We start from the raw sequence: 23,721 nt of genomic DNA on the forward strand, positions 1-23,721 counted from the left end.
AACTTGGCCAGGAAATTTTGGAAAGAGTACTTATGACCGAAACATCGTCAAGCGAAGTCGGCGCCAACACTGAATACGGAGCCGATTCGATCAAGGTCCTCAAGGGTCTTGATGCTGTGCGCAAACGGCCCGGCATGTATATCGGCGATACCGATGACGGCTCCGGTCTGCATCACATGGTCTACGAGGTGGTCGACAACGCCATCGACGAGGCGCTCGCGGGTCATGCCGATCTGGTGACGGTGACGCTGAACGCCGACGGTTCGGTGACGGTAACGGACAACGGACGCGGCATTCCGACTGATATCCATTCTTCCGAAGGCGTTTCCGCCGCGGAAGTCATCATGACGCAGCTTCATGCGGGCGGAAAATTCGACCAGAACTCCTACAAGGTTTCCGGCGGTCTGCATGGCGTGGGCGTTTCGGTCGTAAATGCGCTCTCGGTTTGGCTGAAGCTCAGAATCCGCCGCAATGGCAAGCTGCACGAAATCGGCTTCACCCATGGGGTTGCCGATGCTCCGCTCTCGGTCATTGGCGAATATGAAGGCCGCTCCGGCACGGAAGTCACCTTCCTGGCGAGCCCCGACACCTTCACCATGACGGATTATGATTTTGGTACGCTGGAGCATCGCCTGCGCGAACTGGCGTTTTTGAATTCCGGTGTTCGTATCGTGCTCACCGACAAGCGTCATTCTGATATCAAGCAGGAAGAGTTGCTCTACGATGGCGGTCTTGAAGCCTTCGTGCGTTATCTCGACCGGGCCAAGAAACCGCTGGTGGACAAGCCGGTGGCCATTCATGGCGAAAAGGACGGCATCACGGTTGAGGTCGCGCTCTGGTGGAACGACAGCTACCACGAAAATGTGCTCTGCTTCACCAACAACATTCCGCAGCGCGACGGCGGCACCCATATGGCCGGCTTCCGCGCGGCGCTCACGCGTCAGATGACATCCTATGCCGAGACTTCCGGCATCATGAAAAGGGAAAAGGTCAGCTTGCAGGGTGAGGACTGCCGCGAAGGACTGACGGCAATTCTTTCCGTCAAGGTTCCCGACCCCAAGTTTTCTTCGCAGACGAAGGACAAGCTCGTTTCGTCCGAAGTGCGCCCTGTCGTGGAAAGTCTCGTCAATGAGGCCCTGTCCACTTGGCTCGAGGAACATCCGTCCGACGCCAAGATCCTTGTCGGCAAGGTGGTGGAAGCGGCCATTGCCCGTGAAGCCGCTCGCAAGGCGCGCGAACTGACGCGCCGCAAGGGTGCGCTCGATATCGCCTCTCTGCCCGGCAAGCTCGCCGATTGTTCCGAACGCGATCCGGCGAAATCCGAACTCTTCCTCGTCGAGGGTGACTCCGCAGGCGGTTCGGCCAAGCAGGGCCGCTCGCGCGAAACGCAGGCCATCCTGCCACTACGTGGTAAGATCCTGAACGTTGAGCGCGCCCGTTTCGACAAGATGCTGTCCAGCCAGGAAATCGGCACGCTGATCACCGCGCTCGGCACGTCGATCGGCAAGGACGAATTCAACGCAGACAAGCTGCGCTACCACAAGATCATCATCATGACGGATGCTGACGTCGACGGCGCCCACATTCGTACCCTGCTGTTGACCTTCTTCTTCCGCCAGATGCCGGAACTGATCGAGCGTGGCCATCTCTATATCGCCCAGCCGCCGCTTTATAAGGTGACGCGCGGCAAATCCGTGCAGTACCTCAAGGATGAGAAGGCGCTGGAAGAATATCTGATCTCGATGGGCATCGAGGATACGTCGCTGACGCTCGGCTCCGGCGAAGTACGCATCGGCGCTGACCTTCGTGAGGTCATTCTCGATGCGGTGCGCATGCGCACGCTGATCGACGGTCTGCATTCCCGCTACAGTCGCTCCATCGTGGAACAGGCCGCCATTGCCGGCGCCCTGAACCCCGAGCTTTCGGCCGATGCCGCCCGTGCCCAGGAAACCGTTGCCGAAGTGGCCCGGCGTCTGGACATGATCGCGGAAGAAACCGAACGCGGCTGGTCCGGCATGGTGCTGGAAGATGGCGGCTTGCGCTTCGAGCGCATGGTACGCGGTGTCAAGGAAATCTCGACGCTCGATATGGGCCTGATCGGTTCGGTCGATGCCCGTCATATCGATCAGCTCGCGGCCCGCACGCGCGATATTTACGTCACTCCGCCGGTTCTGCAACGCAAGGACGGCACTATGGAACTGGCCGGACCGCGTGCGCTTCTGGATGCTATTTTCGCCGCCGGCCGCAAGGGCCTTTCCATGCAGCGTTACAAGGGTCTCGGTGAAATGAACGCCGAGCAGCTGTGGGAAACCACACTCGACGCCAATGTGCGTTCGCTGCTGCAGGTCAAGGTCAACGATGCGACGGATGCCGACGGCCTGTTTTCGCGCCTGATGGGTGATGAGGTGGAACCGCGCCGCGACTTCATTCAGGAAAATGCGCTCAGCGTTGCCAATCTCGACATTTAATCCTGTGGGACGTCTCGCGTGACGATTCACGTGAAACGAAACTTTAACGAAAGGCCCGGCGGTCAATTTCCGCCGGGCCTTTTGTCATCTGTGTTGTCGGATATCAATCGGCCTTGCCGGTGAACCGTCCCTTGAAAGCTACGTCCGAAAGGGGGAGGCGCTTGCTGGGCACTTCCCGTTCTGCCAGATCGTCAGGAAGAACAGCCTTGTCGGTCAATGTGCCGATGGCAACTGCGGCCTCCACCTTATATCCATCCGGAACATCAAGCTTTTCCACGATCTGGTCTTTAAATATGCCTGCCATGCCATGGGCGTGGTAACCGAGCAGATGCGCCTGCATGGCGAGTGAAAACCATGCCGCACCGGCATCGAAGGAATGGGTCGCTGAAGGCTTTTTCTCACCCTCTCGTGAAATATTGTGGTCGCGGGAAAGGATGAAGAGTAGCACCGAGGCATTTTTTGCCCAGCGCTGGTTTCCTTCCATCAGCAGTTCCACGAAGAGCGGCCAATCCTCGCTATCTTTGTGCGCGTAGACAAACCGCCACGGTTGCTGGTTGGATGCCGATGGCGCCCAATGCGCGGCATCGAGAATGGTCAGCAGATGCTCGTTTGGCATCGCATCTCCATCGAATGCGCGCGGAGACCAGCGATCGAGGAAGAGTGGATCGACGGGATATTCGGATTGCCGGGAATTGCTGTTCGTCACGGGCGTGTCCTTTTGATTGTCGGGAGGGAAAAGGTATTTTTCGAAAGTCGAAGCAGTCAAGGGGTGACAAGTATGAATGTATCGTTCATATATGCATCACCTTGTCTGACAACCGGGAGAGAGTTCCATGAAATTGATGCGCGTTGGCCAGCCTGGCCAGGAAAAACCTGCGATCCTCGACGCGGAAGGAAAAGTCCGCGATCTGTCTGCTCATGTCAAAGACATCGGCGGTGAAGCCATTTCTCCGGAAGGCCTGAAGAAGATTGCCGCCATCGACCTCGGCACTCTTCCCGTAATCTCCGAAGAGCGCATTGGCGCTTGCGTTGCCGGAACCGGAAAATTCATCTGCATCGGCCTTAATTTCTCTGACCACGCCGCTGAAACCGGTGCGACCGTACCGCCGGAACCGGTCATTTTCATGAAGGCGACCTCGGCAATCGTCGGTCCGAACGACAACGTTGTCATTCCGCGCGGTTCTGAGAAGACCGACTGGGAAGTCGAACTCGGCGTCGTCATCGGCAAGACCGCGAAATATGTATCTGAGGCTGATGCTCTCGACTACGTCGCCGGTTATTGCGTTTCGCACGATGTTTCTGAGCGCGCGTTCCAGACTGAGCGTGCCGGACAGTGGACCAAGGGTAAATCCTGCGACACCTTCGGTCCGATCGGCCCCTGGCTGGTCACGAAGGACGAAATCACCGATCCGCAGAACCTCGGAATGTGGCTGAAGGTGAATGGCCAGACAATGCAGGACGGCTCCAGCAAGACCATGGTTTACGGCGTCGCGCATGTCGTTTCCTATCTCAGCCAGTTCATGTCTCTGCATCCCGGCGACGTCATTTCCACCGGCACGCCTCCGGGCGTCGGCATGGGCCAGAAGCCCCCGCGTTACCTCAAGACCGGCGATGTCGTTGAACTCGGCATTGAAGGCCTCGGTTCCCAGAAACAGACCTTCGTTGCCGACATCTGATTATCAACAAACGTTCAACTGAAATTGAGGCGCCGGAGGGAAACCACCGGCGCCTTCGATTTTGTGCAGTTGCGAAAAGCTGCTATGGTCAAAAAAAGAGCTTGATCCGCGAGGAGGCGTAATCAGTGTTCTACCACCTCTATGAAATGAACCATGCGGCGATGGCGCCACTGCGCGCCGGTGCCGATATGATGCGCCAGGCATGCAGCAATCCTTTGAACCCGCTTTCCAGCACCGCCTTCGGGCGAAGCCTCGACGCAGGCTTTGAGGTATTCGAGCGCCTGACGCGCCGTTACATCAAGCCGGAGTTCGGTTTGGCGACTACCACCGTCGATGACCGGACCGTTGCCGTCACTGAAGAGATCATGTGGTCGCGTCCCTTCTGCAATCTCGTTCATTTCAAAAAAGAACTCGATGCGGCCCGCAAACCAGATTCGAAGGTGCTGCTGGTGGCGCCTATGTCAGGCCACTACGCCACATTGCTGCGGGGAACGGTCGAGGCGCTGCTGCCATCGGCGGATATCTATATCACCGATTGGATCGATGCCCGCATGGTGCCAGTCACCGAAGGGACATTCGATCTCGACGATTACATCAGCTACGTCATCGATATGTTGCGCGAGATCGGGCCCGGCGCCCATGTGGTCGCTGTTTGTCAGCCCTCGGTTCCGGTTCTGGCCGCAGTGTCCCTGATGGAAGCCGATGGTGACGGTTTCGCGCCTGCATCCATGACGCTGATGGGCGGTCCGATCGATACGCGCATCAATCCCACAGCCGTCAACGGTCTGGCCACGGCCAAGCCAATCGAATGGTTCCGCGACAATGTCGTCATGCAGGTACCGTGGCCGCAGCCGGCTTTTGGCCGGAATGTCTATCCCGGCTTCCTGCAATTATCCGGCTTCATGTCTATGAACCTCGACAAGCACATGACGGCACACAAGGATTTCTACCTGAACCTCGTCAAGAACGACGGCGATTCCGCTGAGAAGCATCGCGATTTTTACGATGAATATCTGGCCGTAATGGATTTGACGGCGGAGTTCTACCTGCAGACAGTGGAAACCGTCTTCATCGAACACGCGCTTCCCAAGGGAAACATGCAGCATCGGGGCAGGGCGGTCGATCCCGCTGCCATTCGTAACGTCGCGCTGTTCACCGTGGAAGGCGAAAACGACGATATTTCCGGTGTGGGCCAGACCAAAGCCGCACACGATCTTTGCCGGAACATCCCCGATGAAAAGCGTGCGCACTACATGCAGCCCGACGTCGGTCACTACGGCGTTTTCAACGGGTCGCGTTTCCGCAAGGAGATTGTGCCGCGCATGGTGGAATTCATCCGCAAGAACCAGACTGTCTAGCGCTGGAAGCCAGGCGATGCCGCGCATTTGCGTGGCCAAGCCGGTGTCGAATCGGCTATGAACAGTCCATGTTTTCGTTCCTCAGAAAATCCGTGAAGTCGCCGGCGCCGAAAAAGGTAGCGCCCAGCCAGCGCACCGTCGAGGTGGCTGGCCGTCATGTGCCCATTACGGTGAAGGAAAACCCGCGCGCCACGCGCATCACCTTGCGCATCGAACCCGGCGGCCGGGCCCTGAAGCTGACGATCCCGATGGGGCTTCACCATGGCCAGGTGGATGATTTTCTCGAAAGGCATCAGGGCTGGATTGAAGGCAAGCTTTCGAAAATCAGCCCAGATGACGGTTTGCGTCATGGTGCGTCGGTTGATATTCGCGGCGTATCCCATCGTATCCATCACACTGGCAGCCTGCGTGGCCTGACTCATATCTCCAAAGACGAGGACGGCACCGCGGTATTGAAAGTCAGCGGAGCGCCCGAACACCTGCGCAGGCGGGTGTCCATGTTTTTGAAAAAGGAAGCGAAGGCTGATCTGGAGAGGCTTGTTGCGGTTCACGCGAGCGCGGCCGGAAAGCCCGTGCGATCCATCAGCATGAAGGACACCCGCAGCCGCTGGGGATCGTGTTCCCATGATGGAAATCTGAGTTTCTCGTGGCGTATCGTCATGGCTCCGGAAAAGGTCATCGATTATCTCGCAGCCCACGAGGTTGCGCATCTGAGGGAAATGAACCACGGCCCGAAATTCTGGGCCCTGTGCGAAAAACTCTGCCCGCATACGCAGGAAGCCAAGGAATGGCTGAAACGTCACGGCTCTAAACTCCACGCCATCGATTTTGATTGAAAGTGGAGACGTGCATCGCCATCTGGATTCACGTGAAACATTCCATGGAAAACGGGTGCGATTTGGCTCGACTCTTGTCGCATTTCGTGTCAGGTCGCGGGTATGAAACCGGATATCAAGATTTGCGGATTGAAGACACCGGAAGCGCTGGAGCGTGCCGTCAGGCGCGGCGCCTCCCATGTCGGCTTTATTTTCTTTGAAAAGAGCCCCCGCAACATCGAGCCCGATATCGCCGGCAGGCTGGCGGAAGCCGTCCGTGGCGCCGCAAAGGTGGTCGCCGTTACCGTCAATGCCGACAATGATGATCTGGACGAGATCGTCGATCTGCTGAGACCGGATATTCTGCAATTGCACGGTAGTGAAAGCCCTGAGAGGGTGCTGAACATCAAAGCACTCTACGGCCTTCCGGTAATGAAGGCGCTTTCCGTTCGCGACGCCGCTGATCTTGCCAAGATTGATCCCTATATAGGCATAGCCGACCGTTTCCTGCTGGATGCCAAGGCGCCTGCGGGTTCCGATTTGCCGGGCGGCAACGGAGTATCCTTCGACTGGACCATCCTGCGCTCTCTTGACGGAAGTATCGATTACATGCTTTCCGGGGGATTGAACAAGGACAATGTCGCGGAGGCTCTGGCCGAAACCGGAGCTGGCGGACTGGATTTGTCGTCCGGTGTGGAGAGCGCGCCGGGCGTCAAGGATCTTGCGATGATTGATGCATTCTTCGATGTGGTGAATGATTGGTCGAAAGGCCCAAAGGGAGCTTGAAGTGAACGACGCGCCAACACCCAATTCTTTCCGCGCCGGTCCCGATGAGGACGGCCGTTTTGGCATTTACGGAGGCCGCTTCGTTGCCGAAACGCTGATGCCGCTTATTCTGGATTTGCAGGCGGAGTGGGAGAAGGCAAAGACCGATCCCGAATTTCAGGCAGAACTCAAATATCTCGGCGCTCATTACACTGGCCGCCCGAGCCCGCTTTATTTCGCGGAACGCCTGACGGCCGAACTGGGCGGCGCCAAGATCTATTTCAAGCGCGAAGAGCTGAATCACACCGGCTCGCACAAGATCAACAATTGCCTTGGCCAGATCCTGCTTGCCAAGCGCATGGGCAAGACCCGTATCATTGCCGAAACCGGTGCCGGCCAGCACGGCGTTGCCTCGGCGACCGTCGCCGCGCGCTTCGGCCTGCCCTGCGTCGTTTATATGGGCGCGACGGATGTTGCCCGTCAGGCGCCGAATGTTTTCCGCATGAAGCTTCTGGGCGCTGAGGTAAAGCCGGTAACGGCTGGCCACGGCACTCTGAAAGATGCCATGAACGAGGCGCTGCGCGACTGGGTCACCAATGTCGACGACACCTATTACCTGATCGGCACAGCTGCCGGCCCGCATCCCTATCCGGAAATGGTTCGCGATTTCCAGGCCGTCATCGGTGAGGAAGCAAAGGCACAGATGCTGGAGGCGGAGGGCCGTCTTCCGGATATGGTCATTGCGGCTGTTGGCGGTGGCTCGAATGCCATCGGCATCTTCCATCCTTTCCTTGATGACAAGAGTGTCCGTATCGTCGGCGTCGAGGCTGGCGGCAGGGGTCTTTCGGGCGAGGAGCATTGCGCTTCGATCACAGCCGGTTCACCGGGCGTTCTGCACGGAAACCGCACCTACCTTCTTCAGGATGCGGATGGCCAGATCAAGGAAGGCCATTCTATCTCCGCAGGTCTCGATTATCCCGGCATCGGCCCTGAGCATTCCTGGCTGAACGATATCGGCCGCGTGGAATATGTACCGATCATGGACCACGAGGCGCTGGACGCCTTCCAGATGCTGACGCGCCTCGAAGGCATCATTCCCGCTCTGGAGCCAAGTCACGCGCTGGCGGAAGTCATCAAGCGCGCACCGAAGATGGGCAAGGATGAGATCATCCTGATGAATCTCTCGGGTCGTGGGGACAAGGATGTCCACACCGTCAGCAAGTTCCTCGGAATGGAAATGTAAGACCATGACTGCACGTATGGACAAGCGCTTTGCCGATCTGCGCGCTGAAAACCGCCCGGCTCTGATTACCTATTTTATGGGCGGCGACCCGGATTTTGAAACCTCGCTCGGCATCATGAAGGCCCTGCCGGAAGCAGGCGCCGACGTTATCGAGCTCGGCATGCCGTTTTCCGACCCGATGGCGGATGGCCCGGCGATCCAGCTGGCAGGACAGCGCGCGCTGAAAGGCGGCCAGACGCTGAAAACCACGCTCGATCTCGCCCGCGAGTTCCGCAAGGAAGACGACGCGACCCCGATCGTGATGATGGGATATTACAATCCGATCTACATCTACGGCGTCGACAAATTTCTTGACGATGCGTTGGCGGCTGGCGTCGATGGTCTGATCGTTGTCGATCTGCCGCCTGAAATGGATGATGAGCTCTGCGTGCCCGCCTTGGCGCGCGGCGTGAATTTCATCCGTCTCGCCACGCCGACGACGGATGGCAAGCGCTTGCCGACCGTTCTTAAAAATACCTCAGGTTTCGTTTATTACGTATCGATGAACGGGATTACCGGTTCCGCACTGCCCGATCCTTCGTTGATCTCTGGCGCGGTCGGTCGTATCAAGGCGCATACTGAACTGCCGGTTTGCGTCGGTTTTGGTGTCAAGACGGCCGATCATGCCAAAGCGATCGGTGCCGTGGCGGATGGCGTGGTGGTCGGTTCGGCCATCGTCAACCAGATTGCCGGCAGTCTGACGAAGGACGGGCAGGCGACCGCCGATACCGTGCCATCCGTCACGACGCTGGTAAAAGGACTTTCAACGGGCGTGCGTGCGTCGCGCCTTGCCGCTGCGGAATAAGCGCGCGGCCCAGTCAGGAGTAGTCAGTTGAACTGGATCACCAATTACGTACGGCCCCGGATCAATTCCATGCTTGGCCGCCGCCCGGAGGTTCCTGAGAACCTGTGGATCAAGTGCCCGGAAACGGGCGAGATGGTCTTCCACAAGGATCTGGAAGATAACAAGTGGGTCATTCCGGCTTCCGGTTACCACATGAAGATGCCGGCAAAGGCGCGTCTCGTCGATCTTTTCGATGGTGGCGTCTATGAGGCCTTGCCGCAGCCGAAGGTGGCGCAGGATCCGCTGAAGTTCCGCGATTCCAAGAAATACACCGACCGTCTGCGCGACAGCCGCACGAAGACCGAGCAGGAAGATACTATCCTTGCCGGCGTTGGTCTCCTGAAAGGCCTGAAGATCGTTGCCGTTGTGCATGAATTCCAGTTCATGGGCGGTTCTCTCGGCATCGCGGCCGGCGAAGCCATCGTCAAGGCTTTCGAGTGCGCCATTTCAGAGCGTTGCCCGCTGGTCATGTTCCCGGCCTCCGGTGGCGCCCGCATGCAGGAAGGCATTCTGTCACTGATGCAGCTGCCGCGCACCACGGTTGCTGTCAACATGCTGAAAGAAGCAGGCATGCCCTACATCGTGGTTCTGACGAACCCGACGACTGGTGGTGTCACTGCTTCCTACGCCATGCTGGGTGACGTGCATATCGCCGAGCCGGGCGCCGAAATCTGCTTTGCGGGCAAGCGCGTGATCGAGCAGACTATTCGCGAAAAGCTCCCGGAAGGCTTCCAGACATCGGAATACCTGCTGGAGCACGGCATGGTGGATATGGTGATCGATCGCCGCGAAATTCCCGATACGCTGGCAAGCCTTCTCAAGATCATGACGAAGGCTCCGGCAGAAGCAAACGCGGTCATTCCGCTTGCGGCTTCGGCCTGACGGAAAAATATGTCGCCCGGAGGCGGGAAGCGCCTTCGGGATGACGTTATACGTTGCATGATTTCATCTCGGGTGCGGCGGACAAATGGCCAAGACAACGCCTGAAAGGCGAACAGAAGATATGACGAAGCCCGCAATCGGCGAGGCCGAACAGATCATCGAAAAGCTGATGCAGCTTCACCCCAAGGGTTTTGATCTTTCACTGGACAGAATTTCCCGTCTTCTGGAAAAACTAGGCAGCCCTCAGAAAAGGTTGCCGCCGGTTATTCATGTCGCAGGCACCAACGGCAAGGGTTCGGTTACGGCCTTTTGCCGCGCATTACTGGAGGCGGCAGGACTTTCCGTGCACGTTCACACCTCTCCGCATCTCGTGAACTGGCATGAACGTTATCGCATCGGCGTTTCCGGCGAAAAAGGCCGTTATGTCGATGATGCCGTCTTTGCGGATGCGCTGCGCCGCATCGAAGCTGCCAACGGCGGCCAGATGATAACGGTTTTCGAAATTCTGACCGCCGCGATGTTTCTGCTCTTCGCGGAGCACCCGGCAGATGCTGCCGTGGTCGAGGTTGGACTCGGTGGGCGCTTCGATGCGACCAATGTGATCAACAACCCGGCCGTTTCCGTTATCATGCCGATATCGCTCGATCATCAGGCCTATCTCGGCGACCGGGTGGAACTGATTGCCGCTGAAAAGGCCGGCATCATGAAGTCGGGTTCCCCTGTCGTCATTGGTCATCAGCAGTATGATGCGGCGCTGGATACCCTCGTTTCCACGGCTGAGCGTCTTGGTTGCCCGGCATCAGTCTATGGGCAGGATTTTTCCGCCCATGAAGAATTCGGCCGTATGGTCTACCAGGATGAATTCGGCCTGACCGACGCGCCGCTGCCACGTCTTCCCGGTCGACACCAGCTTGCCAATGCCGCTGCCGCGATCCGGGCCGTCAAGGCTGCCGGTTTTGAGGTGACGGAGCGGATGATCGAAAAGGCCATGACAACAGTGGAATGGCCCGGCCGTCTTCAGCGTGTCCTAACCGGAAAAGTCGCTGAAATCGCTCCGAAGGATGCGGAAATCTGGATCGATGGTGGTCACAACCCAGGCGCGGGCGAAGTCATTGCCGAGGCAATGGCGGGGTTTGAAGAAAAGACACCGCGCCCGCTGTTCATCATTGCCGGCATGATCAACACCAAGGATCCGGTGGGCTATTTCAAGGCTTTCGCCGATATTGCGGAGTATGTCTTCACGGTTCCAATCGGCGGCACTGATGCCGCAATCGATCCCGTCGTGCTTGCCCATGCGGCCTTTGATGCCGGTCTGGTTGCGGCGCCTACATCTTCGCTGACCGAGGCGCTGGACGAGCTATCGCGTCGCTTCGATCCCGAAGGGCCGCCGCCGCGCATCCTGATCGGCGGCTCGCTTTATCTTGCCGGAAACGCGCTTGCATTGAACGGTACGGTTCCCGAATAAAAAAGCCCGGCATCGCTGCCGGGCTTTTCTTTATTCCATGGAAAGTAGCTTACGCGGCGCCGGAAATCCAGGCCGAAAGCGCTGTCTTGGGCGCAGCGCCGACCTTGATGTCAGCCACTTCGCCGCTCTTGAAGATGGCAAGAGTCGGGATGGAGCGAACGCCGAACTGGGCAGCCAGTTCCGGGTTTTCGTCGATGTTGAGCTTTGCGACCTTGACCTTGCCGGCAAGCTCAGACGAAATTTCTTCGAGGCTCGGCGCGATCATTTTGCACGGGCCGCACCATTCGGCCCAGAAATCCACTACGACAGGTTCGGAGGATTCGAGGACTTCGGACTGGAAGTTGGCGGCGTCGACTTTTACGGTAGCCATATCTGGCTCTCCTTTCAGTGAATCTTTTCCACTATCGATGTGATGCGGGGGCGTCGAAATTTCAATGCCCCGGTATCTCACTTTGTCTTTATTGCGGCAAGGGCTTGCTTCATGGCATCGTCACCAACCGTCATAAAAGCGGCATTTTCCGTATAAATCAGCGCGCAGACAAATTCCTTGCCGGGATAAAGCGGTGACAGAATTTCGCGATAGATGGCAAGCTGTGCCGTGTGGGAGAAGGGTATCTCGTGCGCGTCGCGCGGCGGCACGCGGTTCGTCTTGTAATCGACCAGAATGACGCGGTCGCCATCCACTGCCAGCCGGTCGATACGGCCGGAAACCGCATAATGCTGCCTGCCGATCGTCATGGTCCCCATAATGGAAACTTCTGCGCGGCTATTGGGCGAAAATGCCGGCTGCACCGCTGGTTCTGACATGACCCGCAAAACCGCCCGTATCAGATGTTCGCGCTCGGCAGACGGCCAGAACCGTGCGGCACGTTCGGCATAACGGCGGGCTGCCTCTTCCCGCTCACTCTCGGCAAAATCCGGCAGGGCCTGCAGCATGCGATGCACTAACCGACCGCGTTGCAATGCCAGCGAGGAGACATCGGCTTTTTCGCCGAAAAGCGGCGAACGCACGGCAAGATCGTCCGCACCGTCATCAATGATGGTGCCCGCACCGGAAGGGCTGAGTGGCCTCGGCAATGATGGCAGGGCGGGCAAGGGGGTAAGAAGCCCAGCCGGGAGAGCATATTCTTCTTGCGTCTGTGGTTCAGGCAGCCTTTTCGGAGCGGGGGTCGAACGAGCATCGGACTTGCGCCAGACAAGCCCCTGCCACTCTTCACCATCGGCCATAAACTGTTGCGGCTGGCAGTGCTTTTCATTGTCGGCAAGTGCTGCCTTGACGATGGCGTGCCAGCATTCGGGATTTTCCTTCTGGCCGCGATAACCGCAAACGACCAGATGATCGGCGGCACGTGTCATCGCCACATAAAGCAGCCGGCGATATTCGTCTTCCGCGGCCGTCTTCAGGCGTTCCTCATCGGCGCGAATGAGATGATTGGAAAAACCGCTGCCAGGCAGCCAGACGGGGAAGGCATCCCCGTCTGCTTCAACGAAGCGCAGTTTCGGGACATGACTGTGGTTGAAGGCTCTCGAACCGCCATCGACCACAAAAACAACCGGCGCTTCTAGACCCTTGGAGGCGTGCACGGTCATGATCCGCACTTCACCGCGATCCTTGTCCTGTTCGCGTTTCACCTCCGGCGAATCCGTTTCCAGAACGGATAGGAAGGCTTGCAGGCCGGGCAAGCCGGTCCTTTCATGGTCAAGCGCAAAGGACAGGAACTCGTCCAGAACATCGCTCGCCTCGTTGCCGAGACGACCCAGGAATTTTTTGCGCCCGTCATGCAGGGTCAGAACCGCAGCGAAGAAATCATGCACCGTTGCCGTTTTCGAAAGCCCGATAAAGTTCTTGAGCTTGTCGGCGACTGCGAAGAAGCGGCTGTTCTCGTCTTTCGAAAGCGTCTGCAATCTTTGCCACACGCTCTCCGTATCGGATCGCGTGGCAGCGACGTCGAAAACATCGTCTTCGGAGAGATTGAAAAGCGGGCTTTTCAACAGCGCGGCCAGAGAAAGGTCATCCTCAGGCAGCACGACAAAACGGCCAAGCGCCAGAAGGTCCTGCACGGCGATGTGATCGGTCAGGCGAAGACGGTCGGCACCGGCGACGGGAATGTTCTTGCGCCGTTTCAGCTCACGGGTCAGCGCATTGACGAAAGCATGGCGTTTTCTGACCAACACAAGAATATCGCCGGGCTCAATAGCGCGTTCCACGCCCTTTTCGATGATTGTCTGGTTGCCGATCATGCCGGCAATGCGCGCGGCGATCCGGCGGGCAACGATGGTGGCCGGCGCGCTTTCCCGAAGTGCATCGAAAGGTGCCGTCCAGTCTTCTTCGTCCTCGGTGGTTTCCGGCGCCACCATATCCCAGACTTCCACGGTGCCGGGGTGGCCGGCGCGGTTGGAGCGGTGTTCGACTGGCTCGTTATCGGCGCTGAGGCCGCTGGCATTTTTAGGGTCCGAAAAGACCTGATCGACGGCGGCCAGCACATCTTCCGTGGAACGGAAGGACAGCGGCAGGCGGATGCGGTGAAATGCCTGCTCCACCGAATCGACACGCCTTTTGGTCTCGTCGCGCTCCTGCGAAAACCGCTCCGGTCGTGCGCCCTGGAACGAATAGATCGATTGCTTTTCATCACCGACGGCAAAAAGCGTGCGCCGCCCCATGCGGGCGCTCTCGCCGCTGAAGAAGTCCGCCGCCAGCGACTGGATGATCGACCATTGCACAGGGCTGGTATCCTGCGCCTCATCGACGAGAATATGGTCGATACCCTGATCTAGCTTGTAATGCACCCAGGCGCCCGCCGTATCGCGGTTGAGGAGATTGGCGGCGCGCTCGATCAGATCCTCGAAATCGAGCTGGCTTCGCTGCTTTTTCAGATCCTCGAAATCGCCGATCAGTCTCTCAGCCAGAACAAGCGCGCATTTCGTCGCCTCCAGCATTCGCACCAGACGATAGCGGTTGCGACAGGCCACGACATGGTCCCGCGCAAGCGTCAGCGCGTCGACGAGATCGGGTGCGGATTTCTGCATGCCCTTGTTGATGACATAGGCATCGGATTTTTTCTCGCCCTTGGCTGTCAACAGCGCAGCTTCGATGAATTCCATGCGCCGCACGGAATCCGTCTGCCGTTTCGCTTCCCGCAGGGCATAAGCGACATCTATGACTCGCGATCCGCCCACTTCATCGGCAAGCGTCAGATAGGTATCGAGGGAAAGCCCCGAGAGACCGGGCAAGGGCCAGAATGCCGCCGCTGCCGTTTCTTCGGTTTCACCCGCGTCTATCTGCATTGCCTGCCGCAATTGGGCATCGATGCCATCAGCCTGTTTTGCATCGATCAAAAAGGCACGAAGGGCGCTGCGATTGGCGATGATGGCGGTGAGTAGCGATTCGAGCCCGCTTTCGTCCGCCAAATCAAGCACATAGGCGAGAGACTGCGCGAGATCGGTGTCTCCCTCCGTCGAAACCGCCGTTAAAAGCGACCGACGTGCCTCAGCCAGCAGGGTTGTTGCGGCGCGGTCATCAAGGACGGAGAAGTGGCCGGCGACATTGGCCTCCAGCGGGAACTGATGCAACAAGGCTTCGCAGAAGGCGTGGATCGTCTGGATCTTCAGCCCACCGGGCGTTTCCAGCGCCTTGGCGAACAGCCGCCGCGCTTCGGCCAGCTTGATGCGATCCGGCATCTTTCCTTCGATGGCAGCGACGCGATCCCCAAGATCGTTATCCGGCAACGTAGCCCATTCCGCCAGACGGTCGAAAACGCGGCTCGACATTTCGGACGCCGCTGCCTTGGTATAGGTGAGGCACAGAATTGCGGAGGGTCGGCACCCGGCCAGAAGTAGACGGATGACGCGCTGGGTCAGCACATGGGTCTTGCCGGAACCGGCATTGGCCGAAACCCAGGCGGAACTTGCCGGATCGGAGGCGAGCCGCTGTCGGTCGCTCGTCCAGTCTATCCAGCTTTGCGGGGTGTCCGTGGCAGGCCCGTGATCGATAGGGTCAATCATCATCGCCGTCTCCCGGTTCTGCCGTCGACCATTCCGAAACCCGGGCGAGGTGGTCATATTCCCCACCGTAGGATTGTTGCTCCTCCGGCACCAGCCGCGAGGCAAAACCGTTCTCGCCATCACGCAGCGAACGCACGAACTTGGCCAGCTGATCGATTGATTCGGTTGCCAGCTCGATTGCCGATTTCGGTGCTTTTTTGCCACCCCGGTTGGAGTGTTCGTTGTTCACCTGGTCGGCAAAAAAACGGGTACCCGGCCGCAGGCGCACATAGATAAGGTTTTCCGGTGTCTGCGAACCCGCCTCGCGGAAGGCGCCCCGCATCAGTGCTGCCGCTTCCAGCGCGAGCTGCGGGTCGAGCAGCGCGCGCGCCTGATTGACTGAAGGCGCAAGCCCCGTTTTGTAGTCGATAACATCCGCCTGACCGCCGGTCTTGATATCTATGCGGTCGGCGATGCCGGTCAGCCTTATGCCTGCCTCGGGGATTTCCTGTCCGGCACGCGCCTCGAAAAAGCTGCGGCGGATGGATGGATGTCGTTCTTTCTCCCAGTCGATGAAGGCGCGTGCCACCGCCTCGAATCGCGGGCGCCAGATGACATCGACATGTGCAGGAAGATCTTCCGCGTCGAAACTTTCATCCAGAATACGCTGCATGGCCTCGAGCGATGCCGGTGTGCCGGGAATATGCCCCTCGCGGGAATAGCGCTCGATGATTGCATGATAGAGCGTGCCACGGTCGGCGGCATTGGGATCGCGGTTGAAGCCATCAAGCGGGTTGAGCTTCAGGATACGCCGCGCATAGATCGAATAGGGGTCACGGCGCAGCCTGCCCACTTCGCTGAAGGAATAGCTCTTCGGCTGCAAGTCGGCCGGCGGTTTGGGGGCAGGGCGCTTTGCTGCTTCCTGATCGATGCTCGCATCCATCAGGGCCGCCCAGTGGCGATAGGTCTCGCCGCGCTTCTTCAGCTGGTCGGCAAAATCCTCCCCGCCGAGTGCCAGCAACCGTTGCAGCCAGCGTGATGCGACTGCGGGTGTCGAGCCCTGTCTGAGCGCGCGGCTGTAGAAAATCTGCCGTGTCCCGTTCGCCATCTCGAAATCGTGCGCCAGCTGGCCGATGCGCCGTTCCGGCGGTTCCAGGCCGATGGCTGTCTTCATGTTGCGGGACAGAAACGGGTTGTTTGCCGTCTGGCCCGGCCAAAGCCCTTCATTGAGACCGCCGATCACGACAGTGTCGACGCTTTGCAGTCGTGCCTCAAGGGCACCGAAAATGAAAATGCGCGGATGGCGCATGGATCGCGGCTTGATCGATTCGCCAGCCACCAGTGCCGCGAAGATATCAGCCCATTGCGGACCATCCGCATCCAGGATTTCGCCGCTTTCCATCAATTCGCCAAACAGGCCGGAAAGCTTGTCGCCTGCCTCGCCGGACCAGAGAGTGGCAAGATCGTTGTTGTCATCCGCGCAGATGGCTTCGATTACCCGGCCCGTCCGCTCGGCCCAATCGGAAAGCGGCAATTTGTCCGTGAAAGACCGGCCTGAGCGGTCGCGACGAACGAATGCGCTGCCAAGCGGCTCTGTCGAAACGGCGATCCGGCGTGCCAGATCGCGCGCGGCATCTACGCTTCCCTCGGGCAGTGCCAGCCTCCAGGCAGGCGGATGCCGGTCATCGCGCTGCGCCGCCAGTTGCGCATCGAGAACCGCCTCCAGATTGCCGATTTCGGTTTCGACGCGGCCGCCTCTAAGTGCGATCAATTCCAGCGCCTTTGATGCTTTTGTAAAAGCCTCCAGCGAAAGCCCGAAACGGCTGAGCGGATGTTTCAGAAGGGAAATGACCGGCACCGGATCTCCGGGCCTGAGGATCGCTTCCAGTGCGAGTTGGGTCAGTCCGGCCTGCGGCGTGGCGGAAAGCGGCGTACCGGCGGAATCGTCGGCTTCGATACCGAAGCGCTGCAATTCCGTCGCCACGCGCCTGGCCAGTCCGCGATCGGGCGTGATCAGCGCGGCCTGAGACGGGCGGCCAGCGCCCGGCGCTTCAAGCGCCAGCCGCAGCGCCACCGCAATTGCGGTTGCCTCTTCGCGCTCGTTTGCAGCTTCTATCAGGGTCGCTGCCGCAAAAGCATCGTCGAAAAATCCGGGTTGCTTGTCCTCACGCCAGCGGTTCCAGTCGCTGGTGGATTTGGCAGGAGCAAGTGCTGCCGAAAAAACCGCCGCGCGTTTTTCAAGATCGCTATCGATAGCGCCGATCTGAACGACATCGTCTCGCATGATGTCGAGCTTCTGCAACAGCATGTAGAGCCCGTATTGCGAATGGGTGCGGCTTGAAGGATCGGTAGGGTCCTCGGCAATAGCCTCCCATTGTTCCTCCGGCATCGTAAGATCGAGGCCCGGAAGCACGACGACGCCCTGGGGCAGGGAGGCGACAGAGGCGATAAGGTCTGCTGCTGCCGGAATTGAGCCCGTGGAGCCCGCAACGATGATTGGTCCGGTGTCCGGCAGGTTGGCAAGCCGGTTCGCCTCCGCCCTCAGGATGCCGTTGCGATGTCGGCCTGCGGAAGTTCGATTGAGTTCGGCAAGACGGGCGGGCCAGAACACGCTGGCGATTTTCAGGAAATCCGCCGTCAGCTGCCACCATTGGGCGTGATCGCCGGTATCGAGATGCGCGAGCGCCTCCCATTCCTTTTCTTCCGTATCCATCGCATCGATCACTTCGCCAAGCGCGCGCGCCAGCCATATGGCGTCGGCAGGGCTGGCTGGTGCGACAAGTGGTGAGTCCGAATGGATGGCCCTGATGGCGTCCGGCAGGCTGTTGCGCCATGCCAGAATGAGGCGCGCCAGCTCGATTTGCCGGCCGGTGCCGGAAATCGGGGGCGCCAGATCCATGATCTCAGGATTTTCGATCTCGAAGAAGCCGCTGTCGTCATCGGTTTCGCCGAGCGGCCGGATCAGTGGCAAAATGGCGGAACGACCGCCCAGAAGATCGACAAATTCTGAGCGCAGCACGCGGGCGGAGCGCCGGGTCGGAACATAGATCGTCACCTTGGCAAGCGAAAGCGGATCCGCAGGGTCATATTTATAGCCGGCTGTCAGTGTCCCGTCACACAGCGTTTCCGCGAGCGTTTTGAGGAACGGTGTTCCCGCAGCGATCGTCAGGACGCGCTTTGCGTGATGGGTCAAAGTCATGCAGAGCGCTTTTCCCTGTATTGCCGGATGATACTTTCGGCATCGTCTATCGCATCGGGAGTGCCGACGGTTATCCAGTGGCCATCCAGTGAAAGCCCGAAAAGCCGGTCTTTCTCGATGGCGCTGTCGAAATAGATATTCAGGTTGAAAGCATCCCCCGGCGCATCGTCCAGCAGGTGCGAATCCATGGCAATGGCCCCAGCATAAACCACCGGGTTCGTGTCCCCGTCGCGATACCGCGCCAGTCTACCATCCGAAGAGAGGTTGAAATCCCTCTTGCCGTTATGACCGGTGGTACGGTCCATATCGACGCAGAGCATCGCCATATCCATGCGCGTGACATCGAAGAATTGTGCAAGCTTGCGCAGGTTGCTGACGGCATTCAGCTGCTCGCCAATCCAGAAAAGATCGGCATTCATGACGAAGACGCGACCTGGCTCCAGAAGTTTCAGGCCCTTGGCAAGCCCGCCACCGGAATTCATCAGCTGCGAGCGCTCGTCGGAAATCAGGATTTCGGCGTCGGTACGGGTTTCAAGATGGGCGATCATCTGATCGGCATGGTGATGGACGTTGACGACGATCTTCTCGGCGCCGGCCTCGACAAGGGCGTCGAGCGCGTAGTCGATCATCGGTTTGCCGGCGATCTTGACGAGCGGTTTCGGGATCGTATCCGTGATCGGGCGCATCCGGGTGCCGAGCCCGGCGGCCAGCACCATCGCGTTCTTGATCGTCATCTTGGTCAACCGTCTTTCAGTCTTTAAAATTCCATGCCCATATGGACGCACCAGTCTTTGAGCGGTGCAAGTTCGGGATGCGAAAGCGCTGCGGAAAGATAGCGAAACGTCCTTGGCATATGTTTCATATAACCGGGTTTGCCATCGCGTTCCAACAGCCTTACCCAGATACCCGCCAGTTTGCAGTTGCGCTGCGCCGACATGATGGCGAAAGCCTTGAGAAAGGACGCCTCATCGAAGGACGGCTCGTCTCGTCTAATGTCGAGATAGTGCGAAAGCAGGCGTTCCTGCAGTTCGGGCGAAATGGTAACCCGCGCATCCTGCACGATGGAGGCGAGATCGTAGGCCGTCGGGCCGATCATCGCGTCTTGAAAATCGATCAGTCCGACTTGCCGGATGCCTGCATTATGCTCTTGCCAGAGAATGTTCGGCGAATGGAAATCGCGCAGAAGTAGCCCGCTTTCGCAGCCACTGAGCGCGTCTATCAGGCCGTCCCAGAGAGCATAATAGTCACGCTTCTCGGTATCGGACAGTGATTTGCCGCGTTTGTGGGGCAGATACCATTCCACCAGCAGCGACACCTCGATCTTCATCGCCGGTCGATCGAAAGGAGGCACTTCGTAGGTGCTGCCGTCACCAACTGGCAGCTTGCGCGGTGTCGGAGCTTTATGAAGGGCGGCGAGGCAGGCGACGCTTTGCAGATAACGTTCCTCTATCGGCGTTCCGTCAGGCGCAAGCACCCCATCCCGCCCGAGGTCCTCCAGGAGGAGAATGCCCTGATCGGTATCCGCCGCCAGTATTTCAGGCGCGCAAAAGCCGCTATTTCGCAGATAATTGCCGATCGCCACGAAGGAACGGGCATTCTGGGCAAGATGGGCGATTTCCGCATAGGTCTTGCCGTCAGCAACGATCGCACCTCTCAAAGGGCGTCGCCAGTCCATCAGGATAAGGTCCGGACCATCGGTGGAAATGGTCTCATAGGCGCGTGTGGAAGCATCGCCGCTTAGGAAATGGCGGGTCGCGTCGCCCTTGCCATTTTTCGCAAGAAAATCGCGAATGGCAAAAACGCGCTCAAGGCGTGCTTTCTGTTTCGCGGGAGCATCGATTACAGCCCGACGCCCGCCACCGGAGTGTTCCAGCCGCAGGCTGATGGTCTGGTTTGGCGGAAGGATGTCGGCGGCGATATCAGGCCACTCGATCAGGCAGATACCGTCTTCCAGCATCTCGTCGATGCCGAGTTCGTCCAGTTCTGAGACGTCAGACAGTCGGTACAGATCAAGATGGGCAACGGGAATGCGTGTTGGATAGGTCTGGATGATCGTGAATGTGGGGCTTGGAACTTCAAGATCAGGTGCATCCGCCATCGCCCGGATGAAGGCGCGGGCGAGGGTGGATTTGCCCGCGCCGAGATCTCCGATCAGCGCGAGGCAATCGCCAGCTCCCAAAGCCAGCGCCAGATCTTCGCCTAACCGGATGGTGTCCTTTTCCCCATTGAGGGAAAGGGTGATCGGCAGGATATCGTCACTCATTCTGCGGCGATGGAATGCGGGTGCACGCCCGAAGGAATGCGGCAGGTGACGATGGTGCCGTTGCCGGGCCGGCTGTCGATGCTGACAGTGCCGTGATGCAGGCTGACGAAGCTCTCCACGATAGAAAGGCCAAGGCCAGCGCCGGTCCGCCGCCCGCCGTTGCCGCGCGTCTCGAAGCGGTCAAACACGGCCTTGAGCATGTCTTCGGGGATACCCGGTCCCTTGTCCGCCACCGAGAACAGGAAGTCACCCTCGCTGCGCTGGCATGAAAGCTGAACGGAAGACCCTTCCGGCGCAAAATTGATTGCATTGGTGAGGAGCTTGATGAGGATCTGCTTCAGGCGCTGGTGATCCGCCACCAGACTACCGAGATGCGCGGGTGCGACGATCTCGAGCGAAATACCGCTTTCCTGTAGCCGGTCGGCAATCTGCACCGAAACGTCATCGAGCAATTCGTTGAGATCGTTTTCCGAATAGTTCAACTGCATGATGCCAGCATCGACGGTCGCGAGATCGAGGATGTCGTTGACGATGGTCAGAAGAACCGAGGAAGAGGTGGAAATATGGTCGAGATATTCTGCCTGCCGGTCCGTCAATTCTCCAATACCCGGGGTCTTCAGGAGATCGGTAAAGCCAATGATATTGGTCAGCGGCGAGCGCAACTCATAAGAGACGTGCTGTACGAAATCGTTCTTCAGCTCGTCGGCCTTGAGCAGTGCGTCGTTCTTTTCCTTGAGCGCCCGCTCGGCCCGCACGCTGTCAGTCATGTTGACGAATGTCAGCATGGTCTGCGCATCCGGCAGCGGAATAATGGCGTAGTCCAGGACCAGGCCTGAGAGTAGCTCCAGCGTTCCCTGTCTCGACGGGCGTTCGTCGTCAAAGCTTGTGATGAACTGGCTGAAAGAGCGCCAGCCATCCGGCTTGTCGTAGGATTGCGTGCAGGCGGCCTCCACGGCGCGGATGTGGGTTCCAGTTTCCGCCTGCTCGGCGGTAACGCCCCAGAGGGCCCTGAATGCCGGGTTGGAAAGGCGAATACGTCCGTCCGCACCAAACACGGCGACACCTTCGGCCAGATGGTCGATGGTTTCGCCTTGCACCTTCACCAAGGTGTTGTAACGCATCTGCAGATCGACCTGTTCGGTCAGGTTCTCGAAGACCCATGTCGCGCCACCCTGCGGGTGGGCGGTCGCGATAACCCGCAACGTCTGGCCGTTGGGCAGATGCCACAGATCGGTCTTGGTATCGAGAGAGCGGTAAACGGAGAGTGCCGTCTCTTTCCAGTTTTTCCAGTTCAGCTGCTCGGGCAATTTGCCGGCGGTGCGCAGCCTGTCGAGAAGCTCGGAATTATCGGGGCCGGATTCCAGGAAAACCAGATCGAATCCCCACAGGCTGGCAAAGGCCTGATTGTAGAATTGCAGCCGCTGCCGGCCGTCGAAAATGGCGACGGGCGTTGCGAGATGATCCAGCGTTTCGGCGTGGCTTTTCAGAACCCGCTTCATTTCCTCGCGGGTGGTTTCCGCTTCGGTAGCATCGATGGCGATGCCTGCAGAACCGCCTGCCGTCTTGATATCGACAACGTCGAAGAAGGTACGGTTTCCGGAAACCACCGTCGAAATGCGATCGTGATAGGGGGAACTCGGAGTAGCGGCCGCACGTATCTTCTGCCGGGTAACGGTGTTCAGAAGCTCGCGTTTCTCCTGAATGGTCTGTTCGGCATCGCGCGCATCCACAGCGTGCGCATAGGCGTGGTTCACCCATATGAGTTCGCCTTCGCCATTGCGCCGCCAGACGGGCTGTTCGATCGAATCGAGAAGTTCCTGAAACGTGGAGACCGAGGCGATCAGGCGCTCGCGCTCCACCTGCAATTCGGCCAGTTCGGCGCGCAGGTTGTTGAGGGCGACGAAACGCGCGAAGGCATTGCCGCCGGAAACCCGGCCTTGAACTTCAATGACTTCGCCGCGCTGCGTCTCGATGGTCAGATCGAAACTCTGTGCGTGGCTGCGAAGTTTTTCGAGGGATTTTTCAAGCTGGCTCGCGGATGATGGCTTCAGCCAGCGCCCGAAGGCCAGAAAATCGTGATCCGCCTGCGGTGCGCCCGTCTCTACGGGCAGTTGCCCCAGGAATTCGGGGCGCTTGTCCACGCCGTCCCAGATGACGATGCGCCGGCTCTTGTCGGAGATAAGCGCCTCGTATTTCGCGATCTTGTGGTGGGATTCTGCCAGCGCCTTGCGGTATTCACCGCTCTCCGCCTCGATATTACCGCGCTGGCGCACCAGCCAGACGACGGAAAACAGCGTTGCCGAAAGCATGCCGACAAAAAGCGAATAGGTGATGGTTTCTCCGGATGAAAACAGCCGCGCGCCGGTCTTTGCGACAAGACCGTCCTGCGCCAGCGCCACATTTGCAGAACCGGCGAGAACCGTGCCGGACATCAGGACGGGAAGCCGCGAAAAGCCTGTCCGCACAGCACTGATCGCCAGCCGGCAACGCGCCATGGCCGCGCCCAATGCCACGCCAGCATGCGTGTTTTCAACGCGTTGAACTGTCTGCTCGCGCAGATCCGAATTGTGAACCGTCATCCCCGGTCTGTCTCCGTCCTATGTGCCGCATCTTCGACAAGACATCCCATTTCGTCCCCGCCGCCCTTTGGCGTGTCCGAATCAAGTTCGATGACAATACCGTCTTCATAAATCTGCGGAAAGGGAGCGCGCAAAAAAGATGCC

The 23,721-nt window shown here is 58.9% G+C and carries 16 protein-coding genes; 9 read left to right on the plus strand and 7 right to left on the minus strand.

Annotation, left to right across the window (positions count from 1 at the left end; all coding sequences use genetic code 11):
- The first annotated feature begins 32 nt into the window (after window positions 1–32).
- Window positions 33–2,468, plus strand: coding sequence for a DNA topoisomerase (ATP-hydrolyzing) subunit B (gyrB, locus tag ASD46_RS16465; protein WP_003516345.1), 2,436 nt, complete (start codon window positions 33–35; stop codon window positions 2,466–2,468).
- Between the two features lie 103 nt (window positions 2,469–2,571).
- Here the strand turns inward: gyrB and ASD46_RS16470 are convergent, their stop codons facing one another.
- Window positions 2,572–3,174: a nitroreductase family protein gene (locus tag ASD46_RS16470; protein WP_025594729.1), complete on the minus strand. Its 603-nt coding sequence runs from the start codon at window positions 3,172–3,174 to the stop codon at window positions 2,572–2,574.
- Window positions 3,175–3,301: 127 nt separating this feature from the next.
- Between ASD46_RS16470 and ASD46_RS16475 the strand changes: the two genes are divergently transcribed.
- From ASD46_RS16475 to ASD46_RS16510, 8 genes are all read left to right on the plus strand, one after another.
- A complete protein-coding gene (locus ASD46_RS16475) occupies window positions 3,302–4,144 on the plus strand; it encodes a fumarylacetoacetate hydrolase family protein (RefSeq protein ID WP_019565943.1) in 843 nt (280 codons plus the stop codon).
- Window positions 4,145–4,269: 125 nt separating this feature from the next.
- Window positions 4,270–5,502 (plus strand): polyhydroxyalkanoate depolymerase, encoded by a 1,233-nt coding sequence (locus tag ASD46_RS16480; RefSeq protein ID WP_025594731.1) that lies wholly within the window; start codon window positions 4,270–4,272, stop codon window positions 5,500–5,502.
- A gap of 68 nt (window positions 5,503–5,570) precedes the next feature.
- Window positions 5,571–6,338, plus strand: a complete 768-nt coding sequence (locus tag ASD46_RS16485) for a M48 family metallopeptidase (RefSeq protein WP_025594732.1) — start codon at window positions 5,571–5,573, stop codon at window positions 6,336–6,338.
- A 102-nt stretch (window positions 6,339–6,440) separates the two neighbouring features.
- On the plus strand, window positions 6,441–7,103 hold the full coding sequence (locus ASD46_RS16490) for a phosphoribosylanthranilate isomerase (RefSeq protein WP_025594733.1): 663 nt from the start codon (window positions 6,441–6,443) through the stop codon (window positions 7,101–7,103).
- A gap of 1 nt (window position 7,104) precedes the next feature.
- Entirely contained in the window at window positions 7,105–8,325 is a 1,221-nt protein-coding gene (gene trpB, locus ASD46_RS16495; protein ID WP_019565940.1) for a tryptophan synthase subunit beta, read from the plus strand.
- Window positions 8,326–8,329: 4 nt separating this feature from the next.
- On the plus strand, window positions 8,330–9,169 hold the full coding sequence (gene trpA / locus ASD46_RS16500; RefSeq protein WP_003516338.1) for a tryptophan synthase subunit alpha: 840 nt from the start codon (window positions 8,330–8,332) through the stop codon (window positions 9,167–9,169).
- A gap of 27 nt (window positions 9,170–9,196) precedes the next feature.
- On the plus strand, window positions 9,197–10,090 hold the full coding sequence (accD, locus tag ASD46_RS16505) for an acetyl-CoA carboxylase, carboxyltransferase subunit beta (RefSeq protein WP_060642530.1): 894 nt from the start codon (window positions 9,197–9,199) through the stop codon (window positions 10,088–10,090).
- A gap of 85 nt (window positions 10,091–10,175) precedes the next feature.
- Window positions 10,176–11,555, plus strand: a complete 1,380-nt coding sequence (locus tag ASD46_RS16510; RefSeq protein ID WP_174041043.1) for a bifunctional folylpolyglutamate synthase/dihydrofolate synthase — start codon at window positions 10,176–10,178, stop codon at window positions 11,553–11,555.
- A 49-nt stretch (window positions 11,556–11,604) separates the two neighbouring features.
- Here ASD46_RS16510 and trxA read toward each other — a convergent pair whose 3' ends face one another.
- From trxA to ASD46_RS16540, 6 genes are all read right to left on the minus strand, one after another.
- On the minus strand, window positions 11,605–11,925 hold the full coding sequence (gene trxA / locus ASD46_RS16515; protein WP_003516334.1) for a thioredoxin: 321 nt from the start codon (window positions 11,923–11,925) through the stop codon (window positions 11,605–11,607).
- Between the two features lie 77 nt (window positions 11,926–12,002).
- On the minus strand, window positions 12,003–15,560 hold the full coding sequence (gene addA / locus ASD46_RS16520; protein ID WP_025594735.1) for a double-strand break repair helicase AddA: 3,558 nt from the start codon (window positions 15,558–15,560) through the stop codon (window positions 12,003–12,005).
- Window positions 15,550–18,735, minus strand: coding sequence for a double-strand break repair protein AddB (gene addB / locus ASD46_RS16525; RefSeq protein ID WP_025594737.1), 3,186 nt, complete (start codon window positions 18,733–18,735; stop codon window positions 15,550–15,552). Before addB ends, addA begins: the two co-directional genes overlap by 11 nt.
- Entirely contained in the window at window positions 18,732–19,469 is a 738-nt protein-coding gene (locus ASD46_RS16530) for a nucleotidyltransferase family protein (protein ID WP_025594739.1), read from the minus strand. Before ASD46_RS16530 ends, addB begins: the two co-directional genes overlap by 4 nt.
- A gap of 23 nt (window positions 19,470–19,492) precedes the next feature.
- Entirely contained in the window at window positions 19,493–20,998 is a 1,506-nt protein-coding gene (gene tsaE, locus ASD46_RS16535) for a tRNA (adenosine(37)-N6)-threonylcarbamoyltransferase complex ATPase subunit type 1 TsaE (protein ID WP_025594740.1), read from the minus strand.
- Window positions 20,995–23,577 carry a sensor histidine kinase gene (locus ASD46_RS16540; RefSeq protein ID WP_013635192.1) on the minus strand — a complete coding sequence of 861 codons (2,583 nt, stop codon included), beginning with the start codon at window positions 23,575–23,577 and terminating at the stop codon, window positions 20,995–20,997. Before ASD46_RS16540 ends, tsaE begins: the two co-directional genes overlap by 4 nt.
- Window positions 23,578–23,721: the final 144 nt, after the last annotated feature.

The sequence above is a fragment of the Rhizobium sp. Root491 genome, from assembly GCF_001427205.1.
Classification (GTDB): domain Bacteria; phylum Pseudomonadota; class Alphaproteobacteria; order Rhizobiales; family Rhizobiaceae; genus Agrobacterium; species Agrobacterium tumefaciens.

Excerpts from the sequence above, each read along its gene's own strand:
- addB (WP_025594737.1), bottom strand. The coding sequence starts at position 18,735 with ATGACTTTGACCCATCACGCAAAGCGCGTCCTGACGATCGCTGCGGGA.
- ASD46_RS16485 (WP_025594732.1), top strand. The coding sequence starts at position 5,571 with ATGTTTTCGTTCCTCAGAAAATCCGTGAAGTCGCCGGCGCCGAAAAAG.
- ASD46_RS16490 (WP_025594733.1), top strand. The coding sequence starts at position 6,441 with ATGAAACCGGATATCAAGATTTGCGGATTGAAGACACCGGAAGCGCTG.
- ASD46_RS16510 (WP_174041043.1), top strand. The coding sequence starts at position 10,176 with ATGGCCAAGACAACGCCTGAAAGGCGAACAGAAGATATGACGAAGCCC.
- tsaE (WP_025594740.1), bottom strand. The coding sequence starts at position 20,998 with ATGAGTGACGATATCCTGCCGATCACCCTTTCCCTCAATGGGGAAAAG.
- ASD46_RS16540 (WP_013635192.1), bottom strand. The coding sequence starts at position 23,577 with ATGACGGTTCACAATTCGGATCTGCGCGAGCAGACAGTTCAACGCGTT.
- ASD46_RS16475 (WP_019565943.1), top strand. The coding sequence starts at position 3,302 with ATGAAATTGATGCGCGTTGGCCAGCCTGGCCAGGAAAAACCTGCGATC.
- trxA (WP_003516334.1), bottom strand. The coding sequence starts at position 11,925 with ATGGCTACCGTAAAAGTCGACGCCGCCAACTTCCAGTCCGAAGTCCTC.
- ASD46_RS16530 (WP_025594739.1), bottom strand. The coding sequence starts at position 19,469 with ATGACGATCAAGAACGCGATGGTGCTGGCCGCCGGGCTCGGCACCCGG.
- addA (WP_025594735.1), bottom strand. The coding sequence starts at position 15,560 with ATGATGATTGACCCTATCGATCACGGGCCTGCCACGGACACCCCGCAA.
- gyrB (WP_003516345.1), top strand. The coding sequence starts at position 33 with ATGACCGAAACATCGTCAAGCGAAGTCGGCGCCAACACTGAATACGGA.
- trpA (WP_003516338.1), top strand. The coding sequence starts at position 8,330 with ATGACTGCACGTATGGACAAGCGCTTTGCCGATCTGCGCGCTGAAAAC.